At 64.4% G+C, this 11,457-nt stretch carries 10 protein-coding genes; 5 read left to right on the plus strand and 5 right to left on the minus strand.

The window, feature by feature from the left end; genetic code table 11:
• Nucleotides 1-165 precede the first annotated feature (165 nt).
• Both aroQ and PMI38_RS08425 read left to right on the plus strand, forming a co-directional pair.
• Nucleotides 166-615, plus strand: coding sequence for a type II 3-dehydroquinate dehydratase (gene aroQ, locus PMI38_RS08420; protein ID WP_008092725.1), 450 nt, complete (start codon nucleotides 166-168; stop codon nucleotides 613-615).
• On the plus strand, nucleotides 612-1,460 hold the full coding sequence (locus tag PMI38_RS08425; RefSeq protein WP_008092727.1) for a shikimate dehydrogenase: 849 nt from the start codon (nucleotides 612-614) through the stop codon (nucleotides 1,458-1,460). Before aroQ ends, PMI38_RS08425 begins: the two co-directional genes overlap by 4 nt.
• A gap of 117 nt (nucleotides 1,461-1,577) precedes the next feature.
• On the opposite strand, the gene PMI38_RS08430 is transcribed toward PMI38_RS08425, so the two are convergent.
• Both PMI38_RS08430 and PMI38_RS08435 read right to left on the minus strand, forming a co-directional pair.
• Nucleotides 1,578-2,111: a thioredoxin family protein gene (locus PMI38_RS08430; RefSeq protein WP_008092729.1), complete on the minus strand. Its 534-nt coding sequence runs from the start codon at nucleotides 2,109-2,111 to the stop codon at nucleotides 1,578-1,580.
• Entirely contained in the window at nucleotides 2,101-2,376 is a 276-nt protein-coding gene (locus PMI38_RS08435; protein WP_008092731.1) for a DUF2790 domain-containing protein, read from the minus strand. The genes PMI38_RS08430 and PMI38_RS08435 overlap by 11 nt, the downstream gene beginning before the upstream one ends.
• 218 nt (nucleotides 2,377-2,594) lie before the next feature.
• Here PMI38_RS08435 and PMI38_RS08440 point away from each other — a divergent pair, with 218 nt between their 5' ends.
• The 3 genes from PMI38_RS08440 (at nucleotide 2,595) to PMI38_RS08450 (ending at nucleotide 5,343) form a co-directional block, all read left to right on the plus strand.
• Nucleotides 2,595-3,335 (plus strand): response regulator, encoded by a 741-nt coding sequence (locus PMI38_RS08440; RefSeq protein WP_008092733.1) that lies wholly within the window; start codon nucleotides 2,595-2,597, stop codon nucleotides 3,333-3,335.
• Complete coding sequence (locus tag PMI38_RS08445; protein WP_008092735.1) at nucleotides 3,332-4,615, plus strand: sensor histidine kinase; 1,284 nt, start codon at nucleotides 3,332-3,334, stop codon at nucleotides 4,613-4,615. The genes PMI38_RS08440 and PMI38_RS08445 overlap by 4 nt, the downstream gene beginning before the upstream one ends.
• 236 nt (nucleotides 4,616-4,851) lie before the next feature.
• Nucleotides 4,852-5,343, plus strand: a complete 492-nt coding sequence (locus PMI38_RS08450) for an HvfX family Cu-binding RiPP maturation protein (RefSeq protein WP_008092737.1) — start codon at nucleotides 4,852-4,854, stop codon at nucleotides 5,341-5,343.
• 13 nt (nucleotides 5,344-5,356) lie between these two features.
• Here the strand turns inward: PMI38_RS08450 and PMI38_RS08455 are convergent, their stop codons facing one another.
• The 3 genes from PMI38_RS08455 to PMI38_RS08465 form a co-directional block, all read right to left on the minus strand.
• Nucleotides 5,357-5,911, minus strand: coding sequence for a DUF4174 domain-containing protein (locus PMI38_RS08455; protein WP_008092740.1), 555 nt, complete (start codon nucleotides 5,909-5,911; stop codon nucleotides 5,357-5,359).
• A 186-nt stretch (nucleotides 5,912-6,097) separates the two neighbouring features.
• Nucleotides 6,098-10,540: an NEL-type E3 ubiquitin ligase domain-containing protein gene (locus PMI38_RS08460; RefSeq protein ID WP_008092741.1), complete on the minus strand. Its 4,443-nt coding sequence runs from the start codon at nucleotides 10,538-10,540 to the stop codon at nucleotides 6,098-6,100.
• 77 nt (nucleotides 10,541-10,617) lie between these two features.
• On the minus strand, nucleotides 10,618-11,457 hold an 840-nt coding region (locus PMI38_RS08465), incomplete at its 5' end, for a DNA polymerase domain-containing protein (RefSeq protein WP_008092743.1).

Here is an 11,457-nt window from a genome sequence, read left to right on the forward strand (position 1 = left end):
TGTAGGGAGGCGTGGTTATCGGGGCGGTGGCTGGGACATTACAATTTTGTCATCTCGCTTTTGCCTGGGTTCGATAATCGCCCACTTACCGGACGGGTCCGATTGACGAAACTAACCGGGTAGTACAAACATAGGCGCATCCAAAAACAACAAAGCGATGTTGCCATGAAGCCCCTTATTCTTGTGCTCAACGGCCCTAACCTGAACATGCTGGGTACCCGCGAACCCACCCAGTATGGCCGTGAAACCCTCGCCGACCTCGCCCAGGGCTGCGCCGACACCGCCCAGGCACAGGGCCTGCAGATCGAGTTCCGCCAGACCAACCACGAAGGCGAACTGATCGACTGGATCCACGCCGCGCGCGGCCGCTGCGCGGGCATCCTGATCAATCCCGGCGCCTGGACCCACACCTCGGTGGCCATCCGCGATGCGCTGGTGGCCAGTGAACTGCCGGTGATCGAAGTGCACCTGTCCAACGTGCACAAGCGCGAACCCTTCCGCCACCTGTCGTTCGTCTCGTCGATCGCCATTGGCGTGATCTGCGGCCTCGGCAGCCAAGGCTACCGCATGGCCCTCAGCCACTTCGCCGAGCTGTTGCAGGAGCACGCCGCATGACCCAGCCCACCATCCTGGCCGGTCTGATCGGCCGTGGCATCCAGCTGTCGCGCACCCCTGCCCTGCACGAGCACGAGGGCGATGCACAGGCGCTGCGCTACCTCTACCGCCTGATCGATGCCGACCAGTTGCAGCTCGATGACAGCGCCCTGCCCCAGTTGCTCGACGCCGCGCAGCGCACCGGTTTCACCGGGCTGAATATTACCTACCCGTTCAAGCAGGCGATCCTGCCCCTGCTCGACGAGCTGTCGGACGAGGCACGCGGTATCGGCGCGGTGAACACCGTGGTGCTCAAGGACGGCAAGCGGGTCGGCCACAACACCGACTGCCTGGGCTTTGCCGAAGGCTTGCGCCGTGGCCTGCCGGATGTGGCACGACGCCAGGTGGTGCAGCTGGGTGCTGGCGGTGCAGGCTCCGCGGTGGCCCATGCGCTGCTGGGCGAAGGTGTCGAAAGGCTGGTGCTGTTCGAAGTGGACGCTGCGCGGGCGCAGGCGCTGGTGGACAACCTGAACCAGCGTTTCGGCGCCGGCCGAGCGGTGATCGGCAGCGACCTGGCGGGTGAGCTGGCGGCGGCGGATGGGCTGGTGAATACCACACCGGTGGGCATGGCCAAGCTGCCGGGCACGCCGTTGCCGGTCGAGTGGCTGCATGCGCGGCTGTGGGTGGCGGAGATCATCTATTTCCCGCTGGAGACCGAATTGCTGCGGGCGGCACGGGCGTTGGGTTGCCGTACCCTGGATGGCAGCAACATGGCGGTGTTTCAGGCGGTGAAGGCGTTTGAGCTGTTCAGTGGGCGGGAGGCGGATGCGCGGCGGATGCAGGCGCATTTTGCCAGTTTCACTTGAATCCGCAGCGGCCCTTTCGCGGGGCAAGCCCGCTCCCACAGATCCCCCGCAAGCCTGAGGTCAGCGGGGTTACTTGTGGGAGCGGGCTTGTCCCGCGAAGAGGCCGGTACAGGTAAATCATCCTTTCTCATCCAGCAACGCCTGTATCACCTTCTCCTGCCCGTCATAATCCCCCTCGCCAAAATGCACATGCCGCACCTGACCCTGGCGATCGACAAAGTAATGCGCCGGCCAGAACTGGTTTCCCCAGGCATTCCACACCTGATGGTCATTGTCCACCGCCACCGGATATCCGATGCCAAGGCTGGCCACCTTGCGCTTCAATTGCGCGACGTCATGCTCGTAGTCGTACTCCGGGGTATGCACCCCCACCACCACCAGCCCCTGGTCGGCATAGCGCCGGGCCCAGTCATTGACGTGCGGCAGGCTGCGCTGGCAGTTGATGCAGTCCCATGTCCAGAAATCCACCAGCACCACCTTGCCCTTGAGCACGGGGGCGTCCAGCGGCGGCGAGTTCAGCCACTGGCTGGCGCCGGCCAGCGACGGCATGGCGCCGTAGCTGTCGCGTGCCAGCAGTTGGCCGGCCAGGCCAAGGCCCACCAGCGCCAAGGCCACGCCGCCCGCCTTCAACAGCCGACGATCAATTGTCATGGCAACCGCCGGTGGCGTAGGTGCGGTATTCCACACTCTCGTGCTGGCCTTTGGAGTCGAGGTAGTTCAGGCGGGTGTTGACCACGCCACAGGCGTTGCTCTGGTCATCCTTGACCGAAAGCACTTTCTTGATGTCCAGGTGATCACCGTAGTGGTACTGCATGACGCCGTCATTGTTCATCGGCGCGGTGGCCGCCTGGGCGGCGATGGCGCCGAAACCGAGTACGGCGATCAGGCTGGCACGGGCGAAGGTCTTTACGTTCATGGCATTTCTCCTGGCATCTTCGAGAAGTGGGGAGTGATGTTCCCCGGTCGAGAGCCATTTCACGCCTGCCAGGTATCTCGTATGTGTCGTTTGTACCGGTGATGTGCTTCCTCCTGTATCTGTGTCAGGGCCAGATACACTGCAATACAAACCCCGGCAGGCAAGCGCGAGTGCGCTCGGTACACTGCGCCCCACTGCCCTTGCACAGGACCCCTGCGATGGAACATGTCGATCACATCCTGATCGTCGACGACGACCGCGAAATCCGCGAGCTGGTCGGCAATTACCTGAAAAAGAACGGCCTGCGCACCAGCATCGTCGCCGACGGCAGGCAGATGCGCGCGTTCCTCGAAGCCAACAGCGTCGACCTGGTGGTGCTCGACATCATGATGCCGGGCGATGATGGCCTGCTGCTGTGCCGCGAGCTGCGCGCCGGCAAGCATCGCAACACACCGGTGCTGATGCTGACCGCGCGCAACGACGAGACCGACCGCATCATCGGCCTGGAAATGGGCGCCGACGACTACCTGACCAAACCCTTTTCCGCCCGCGAACTGCTGGCCCGCATCAATGCCGTGCTGCGCCGCACGCGCATGCTGCCGCCCAACCTGACCATCAGCGAAAGCAGCCGCCTGCTGGGCTTTGGCCAGTGGCGCCTGGACACCACCGCGCGCCACCTGCTCGACAGCGAAGGCACCCTGGTGGCCCTGAGCGGTGCCGAGTACCGCCTGTTGCGGGTATTTCTCGACCACCCGCAGCGGGTGCTCAGCCGCGAGCAGCTGCTCAACCTGACCCAGGGCCGCGAGGCGGACATCTTCGACCGCTCCATCGACCTGCTGGTCAGCCGCCTGCGCCAGCGCCTGGGCGACGACGCCCGCGAGCCGAGTTGCATCAAGACCGTGCGCAGCGAGGGCTATGTGTTCTCGCTGCCCGTACAATTGCTCGAGTCGCCTTCATGAAATGGCCTCGCACCCTGGCTTCGCGCCTGGCACTGATCTTCTTCACCGGGCTGGTGCTGGCCTACGGGCTGTCGTTCAGCCTGCAGGCCTATGAGCGCTATATCAGCAGCCGCTCGATGATGCTCAGCAACCTTGAGCAGGATGTCGCCACTTCGGTGGCCATCCTCGATCGCCTGCCGGCGGCTGAACGGGCCGCCTGGCTGCCGCGCCTGGAACGGCGTACCTACCGTTACCGGTTGGACCAGGGGCTGCCGGGGCAAGCGATGCCGAGCAGGGAGCCGCCGATGGCCGCCGAATCGATCGTCAAGGCCATCGGCGACCGCTACCCCCTCACCTTCCAGGATATTCCGGGCCCCAACGCGCACTTCCAGGCGCACCTGCGCCTGGCCGATGGGGCACCGCTGACCATCGATGTCACCCCTTCGCCGGTGCCGGTCGCGCGCTGGCTGCCGCTGGTGCTGCTGATCCAGCTGGCCGTGCTGCTGTTCTGTACCTGGCTGGCGGTGCGCCTGGCCATTGGCCCGCTGACGCGTCTGGTGCAGGCGCTGGACACCCTCGACCCGGACAAGCCCGGGGTGCGCCTGGATGAAAGCGGCCCGCGTGAAGTGAAGTATGCCGCCGTCGCCTTCAACGCCCTGCAGGCGCGGATTGCCGCTTACCTCAAGGAGCGCATGCAGCTGCTGGCCGCCATTTCCCACGACCTGCAGACCCCGATCACGCGCATGAAGCTGCGCGTCGAGGTGATGGACGAGGGGGTCGAGAAAGAGAAGCTGTGGCATGACCTGGATGCCATGGAGCACCTGGTGCGCGAAGGCGTGGCCTATGCCCGCAGCATGGACATCAACACCGAGCCGCCGTGCCGGATCAACCTCGACGCGTTCCTCGACAGCCTGGTGTTCGACTACCAGGACAGCGGCGCCCAGGTGGAACGCCAAGGCAGCACCGATAGCCTGCTGGAAACCCGCCCGCATGCCCTGCGCCGGGTGCTGGTCAACCTGGTGGACAATGCCTTGAAGTTTGCCGGCAAGGCTCAGCTGGAGGTGAGCCGCGAGCAAGGGCATACCGTGATCCGCGTGCTCGACGACGGCCCGGGGATTCCGGCGGAAGAACTGGGCGAAGTGCTCAAGCCGTTCTATCGGGTAGAGAGTTCGCGTAATCGCAGTACTGGTGGCACAGGGTTGGGGCTGGCGATTGCCCACCAGCTGATCCAGGCCATGGGGGGGCGACTGACCTTGAGCAATCGCCAGAGTGGCGGGCTTTGCGCACAGATCGAATTGTGATGGAAGGCTGATGGCCCTATCGCCGCGGTTCGTCGCCACGACAAGCCGGCTCCCACAGGTACAGCGCAAGCCTCAAGGGCAGTGATATTCCTGTGGGAGCCGGCTTGCCGGCGATAGGGCCAGTGCGAACACCCAATCATTACAGTCGGATACACAACCCCACCCCCTTCGACACACTGCAGATACCCCTCCCCCGCACACTCCCGGCCACACACCCTCACACCGGGAGACACCCCATGACCACCCTGACCCGCACCTTCACCACCCTCGACCGCGCCGGCAGCTGGAGCGCCGACCTGCCGCTACGGCTGTTCCTGGCCTGGGAGTTCTTCGAGTCGGGCGTTGAGAAATTCAATGGCAGCAACTGGTTCAGTGACCTGCAGTCCAGCTTCCCATTCCCCTTCAGCGCACTGCCACCGGAGCTGAACTGGCAGCTGTCGATGTGGGCCGAACTGGTACTGCCCCTGCTACTGCTGCTGGGCCTGGGCACGCGGCTGGCCGCCGCGGGGCTGATGGTGGTCACCGTGGTGGCCATCGCCGCCGTGCACTGGCCAGCGCATTGGTCGAGCCTGGCGGAACTGGCGCAGGGCTACGCCATTACCGATCGGGGCTTCGGCAACTTCAAACTGCCGCTGATCTACCTTGTGGCACTGCTGCCCTTGCTGCTCAAAGGATCGGGGCGACTGAGCCTGGACCACTGGCTCAGGTCCCGTGTGCTGACCCGCTGATACGCCGCTGCGGTCAATCTTCGAGTGGTTTGGGGGGCGCTGCAGGTTTTGCCGGCTTGGCGGGTTTGCTGTCCTTGGCCTTTGGCTCGGGGACAGCCGCCGCCACCGGCTCAGGTGCTGTTACCGCCTTCTCGGTGGCCGGCAGCTCGTCGACTGCCTTGAGGATGGCCTGGGGGTCGATCTTCTCGCCCGTGTCGTCATCCTTGAGTACGTGCCGCTCGCCGTCCTTGCCCACCAGGATCACCTTGGTGCCCTTGCTCGCGCCGAGCTTGAGCTCGCGGATCAAGGCCATGGTGGTCTGCTGTTCGAGGTTCTTGTCCTCGCGCTTGCCCATCATGTTGGCGACGCTGTACACCACCAGCCCGCGCTCCTTGAAAGCGGCCTGGGTGGCCGGGTCCTTGAGTGCGTCGTTGAGGCCGCGCAGCGTGGGGTCCGCGCTGCTCGGAGCAATGACGACCAACGGCCTGGCCTTGCCCAGTTCCTTGGCCAGAGGTGCGTCACTGTCGGCGGCAAACAGAGGGCCAGCGACAGCAAGCAAGGTGGCGAGGGTCAGTGACCGGACGAGCATGCGTATCTCCTTATTCTCTCGATAAACCAAAGACTACAGATCATGGAGAAAGATCCGACGCGGGAGCCTAAACCAGTTGCCTGGGGGTTGCGCGGCTCAAAAGTAACTTTCGATTACCATGACTGGGCTACGACATCTCCGGAAACATTGCAGCCCAGTTAGAGCATAGTTCAAAGCTGCCAGGGGTCAGCTATCGCCAAGTGTGATAGTGCGTGCCCGGCCCATGGCCTCGCGGGTCAGCTGCACCATCACCTCGTGCTCCCTTTGCTGGTTATGGATATGCAGGCGTTCGATGTCATGTTCCATGTTGCCCAGCTCCATGAGCCTTTCCAGTTCGTCATGGATATCCTGCGGAACCGCCAGGCGAGTCGCGAAGGTGGCTTTCAGGTATTGCTGCCAGAACCGCTGCCGCGCCAGGAACTGTGCCAGCCCGTCCACCGACTGCGCCGCGATGACGGCGCGGCGGGCACGACGGATGTCCTGCGGCGTGAGGTCGGGGATTCCCGCATACAGCATGTCATCCCGCTGAATCGGCAGATCAAGCTCGGTGCGCAATGCAATCCTGTAGGCCAGTGCGAATTCGATCGACTCATTGCTCGCACCCGCCCGCAAGGCATGCTCCGCGGCCGCCTGATCCAGGATATGCATGCGCCATAACTGGCCGCCCAGGTGGAGCAGTGCAAGCTCGGGTTGGCGCGCCAGTTCACCGTGTCGTGCACGCCAGACCAGCACACGCAGTTCCAGGTCGGTGAATCGGATGGTTGCGTTGTCCTGGCAATGGGTCACCGCCGCATGCTCGAACAACTCCTGTTTCAAATCTGCGTCCCGGAGCATGAGTTCGAACATGTCCAGCAAGCGAACAGCGAAGTTCCTGGCAAGCGGATAGGACTTGAAGTTGCCCGATGACGTCAGCGCCGCCAGGGTGCTGAACAAATCGGCGGCGCCTTGTTCCGACTCCAGATGGGTCCACAACGAAGCCATCCTGTCGCGGCTGGCGGTGGGTGCAACGTCGAGCCAGCGCAGGCGGTACGGCACGCGGTTTTCTTCCAGCCAATGCCAGGTACTCACCTGCTCTGACGGCGCTGCGAACAAATTGCCGAACAGGCTGACTCGCCCCTGTTGCCACAGTTGCGACTGATGGAGCTGTTCAGGCAACTCGTAAAGCGAGTTGCCTCTGAGATCGAGCGTGTGCAGCTCAGTGCTGTCCATGACGCCGTAAGGGAAGGTGTCCAGCCGTGTGCTGCGCAGGTACAGCGCATTAAGACTGGGCATGCCGAAGATCGAGAAGCTTCTGCCCAACGGGTTGAACGCCAGGTTGAGGTACACCAGCGAGCTGCAGCTGGCCAGGACCAACGCCTGTCCTTCATCGAGCGCGATCTGGTTGCCCGAGAGATCGAGCACTTCCAGTTGCTGGGTGAGCGCCTCTGGCAGCGGCAAACGCCGGAGGCGGCAATTGGTGACTTCCAGGCTGCGCAGGTTGGGGAAGGCGCGCAGGAAGTCGTCCGGAACCGTCTCCAGGCGCAAGGCGCGCAGGGCAAGGATCGAGACATGGGGAAAACTGATGGGTTCCGGGATGCTCGGGAGGTGCTGCATACGCCCGCCAATATGTCCGAACAGGTAGCGCTGGGCTGCCGACGGCTCACCCTGCAGCTCGGGGATCAGCCAGCGCCAGCAGTCGATCAGGCCTTTGCGAAACTCGCGCCGGGCGAACAGCTCCAAGGCGGGGAAGGCACCTCGCACCCATTGGTTCAAACGGCTGCGCAGCAGGCTGTACTGCTGCTCCAGGGCTTCCAGCCGGGACTGCGCATCTGGCATCTCCAGCCAGCGACCGATCTGCTCGTCGCTGAATGCCGGATAAAGGTCGCGCAGCCTGGCCCGCAGAGCCCTCGGGCTGCGCCCGCCCAGCGTGGCCCAGAACCTGCCGCCACTGAGCGGGTAGCCGATCCTGCCGTCGTCAAACCGTTGCGGGGCGAGGACGGTACGATTCGGCCGATCGAGGCCGAGCCAGTGCAGCACCATGCTGCGCTGAGCGCTGGCATCCGCAGCCAGTTTCTCCCGCAGCGCAGCGGCAAAGGGCTCACCCAGGCCCAGGGACGCACGCTGCGCGGCGCCATGGGCCTGGGCCAGCACGTCGAACAGCTCGCCCGGCTCGGCCATGGGTTCGCTGTTGCCGGTGCGCAGGGTGAACAGCCCTGCCCGATGGACCAGATCCAAAGGCGCTGTAGCGCCCTCTATCGTCAGCACAGGGCCGCTGGCGTCGCCGTCGAACAGCCGCCAACCCGGCCCTGCCGCAGCGCCCGGCTGGCGTGCGAGCAGCTGCAGGGCAATCCGGGCAAGGTCGAGGTTCTGCGGCGTGTCGAATGCCAGTGCTTCATGCACACGCGTCACGCGAATACCCATGACCTGCGCCCTGGCAGCCTGCGCCATGAACAGCGGAACCCGTTGCGCCTGCAACAACGTTTCTCGCTCATCCTCGCTGGCAGTGCGCAGCACTTCGTCTGCCGCCAGGCGGTGCAGGCTGGCAAAATCCCTGCGCAGGATCACGCTGCTGTCGGTGTCGGGAAACTGCGCCTCGTAACGCTGCTGGAACAGCACGCGACGCTGGGCCCATATCGTATCGGCCAGCGCCTGGCCTGTTTTTCCAGCCGCTGCATCCAGGCCCATGGCGTGCGTCAGCAATGAGGCATCGGAAACTTCCAGGCCACCGTGCAGTTCATGGGTCAGGCGCTGGATGCGGCTTGCCAGCAGAAGACGGCTGACTGTATCGGCAACGCCGGCCTCCGCACGCCGACCATAGACGTGCCAGGCACGCAGGTGTTGGTGGTCCAGGCCATGAATAGCCATGACCTGATCGATCTGTCGGTCATCCAGTTCACTGTAGGGTTTGCCCAGGCGCCGGAACATCATCGACGTGTCGTGCCACTCGGCCGGTTGCTCATGCCACAGCCGCCACGCACCCGCGCCGTTGTGACGCAACTGCGGGCCATGGCCGCGGTAAGGCAGCAATGACCACTGCTCATCGACAGTGTGCTGGGTGACCTGGTACCAATCGCCTTGCATCTCGACCCAATGGCTATCGCCAGCGCGATGAATGCCCTGCTCGTCCATCACCGCGTCGGCGGGTGGCCCCTCGCTGCGGTAGGGTTGCAGGTCGCCGTTCCACAGTTTTTCGCTGCCATCCTCCAGCCGTGCCGTGATCAAGCTGTCCACTCGGCTCCAGGCGCGGCGGGCCAGGGTGACAGTGGCGGCGGTCGCGCCGACCATCGCCACGCCTTTGCCAACGTGCAACAGGTGCTCCAACGCGGCATCACGCTCGTCGTCACGCCAGTCGGCGACCGCCTGGAAGGCCTCTTCCAGCAGCTCGTAAGCCATCACGGCCGCCAGCACTGCACCGATTGCCGGCACGTAGAGCCCGGCGATGGTCAGCAGGGTCAACCCTTCGGCGCGCAGGCGCTGGTCGTGCGTCTGCTGGGCCTGACGGTCCAGCCGTGCCACGGGCGGGGCGATCATCGCGGCATCGTCCTTGATCTGTGCGATCCAGGCAGTGGCCAGGTGGTCGAACAACGGCAGCGGGTAGCCGGTGGTCTGCTCATCGAGATCGCGCGTGGCCCAGTCGGCGACGTCATCAAGGCGGTCGCCGACGGCTGCAAACAGCTGCTGGGCGTCGCGGCGGCGCACAAAGCGGCTGAAAAAACGTCGGTAGTCTTGGTCGCGCAGGCGCTTGCCGAGCACCCGGCGGACATAATCGTCCAGGTCGTCACGGGCACTCCATGCGCCTTGCGGGTCGCCCGGGACATACACCAATACGCGCTGGGTGCTGTTGTAGATCACGCCCGTATCGATGACTTCCAGCACCACGATCCGCTGCAACGAGCACCCGAATACCTTGAGTTGCCGGGCCTGTACCGGTGCGCCTTCGAGCCAGCCCGGGCGGTTGTCGCGGCACAGGCCGATCACCAGTTGCAGCTCGTCCTCGCTCAGCTCCCCCTGCGCCTTGGCCTGCAGGGCATCGGCCAGCATGCTGTTGCGCTGAAAGTCGGCCAGTAACGCCTTGACGCTCTGCTGACCGGTTTGCTGAAGCAAGATGGCGTCCAGGTGGTCCTGGTACTGTTGACCCAGGTCCAGGTCGCGGCACAGTCCGGCAAAGGCCAGTGCGGACAGTCCCGCCTGGCCGCTCCCCTGAGCGTCCACCACTGCGTTGCGCCGGGGCTGCTCGTTGCGCTCATCCTCGGTGAAGTTGTAAAGCGCGGCTTCCAGCAAGGGCAGTTCGTAGTAGTCGCTGTCCTGAACGGGAACACGGCCTGCCACGTAGCTGAGGGTGTTGGAGGTGAAGGTGTACCAGCGACGCATGTAGAGTTGATCGACCCTGAAGCGCCCTAGGCGGTCGAGCGCCTGTTGCAACAGAGGCTTGATGAAGTCGTCGATGCCGCGCACCTGCGCGAATTCAAGCGTCAGCTTTTGCCGGCAGGCCAAAAGATTGCGCAACGCATCGCCCAATGCATCATTTTCAGACTCGCTGAGCAAGGCCATCCAGCCGGGCAGGCGCTTGGCGATCACCTGATCCTGATAGGCCTGCGCAACGGCTAGGGTATCGACTTCAGCCGACGGCGGCGGGGTGTTTTCCTGCATGGCGACCTCCTGAGTGCGTGTCGGCACGAGGCTAGGCAATGCAGGGCAACGACGGCGGCTAGCTATCTAGCACCCACTCAGAACAGCAGCAGCTGGCGATCGGTGAGGCGACTGAAGTCATCGTTGACGAAGGGCAGTATCGCATCCGCCACGGGCTGCAGCTGGCGGCTCAGGTAATGCTGGTAATCGATCTGCGCGTGCAGGTTCTCCAGCGGCTGCGGGCCGGCGGTGGTGATGACGTAGCTGATCCAGCCGCCGCGTTGGTACTGCAGCGGGCGCCCCAGGCGCTGGTTGAATTCGTCGGCCAGGCGCGCCGCACGCACATGGGGTGGCACATTGCGCTGGTAGTCGGCCAACGGCCGACGCAGGCGCTTGCGGTACACCAGCAGCTCGTCCTGTTCGCCGGCCAGGGTGCGCCGCACGTACTCGCACAGGTAGTCGCGATAAGGCTCGCCGCGAAAGACCCGGCCATAGAGTTCCTGCTGGAACTGGCGGGCCAGGGGCGACCAGTCGGTGCGCACCGACTCCAGGCCTTTGTAGACCATTTCCTGAGTGCCATCGGCGCGCTGCACCAGGCCCGCGTAGCGTTTCTTGCTGCCCTCGTCGGTGCCACGGATGGTCGGCATCAGGAAGCGCCGGTAATGCACTTCGTACTGCAGCTCCAGCGCGCTTTCCAGTCCCAGGGTGTCGCGCAGGTGCTGGCGCCACCACTGGTTGACCTCGACCACCAGCGCGCGCCCGATCCGCGCCGCGGCCTCTTCGTCATGAGCGCCCTTGAGCCAGACGAAGGTGGAGTCGGTATCGCCATAGATCACATCGAAGCCGCGCGCTTCGATCAGTGCCCGGGTCTGGCGCATGATCTGGTGCCCGCGCATGGTGATCGAGGATGCCAGGCGCGGGTCGAAGAAGCGGCAGCC

Source organism: Pseudomonas sp. GM84 (genome assembly GCF_000282535.1).
In the GTDB taxonomy this organism is placed as follows: domain Bacteria; phylum Pseudomonadota; class Gammaproteobacteria; order Pseudomonadales; family Pseudomonadaceae; genus Aquipseudomonas.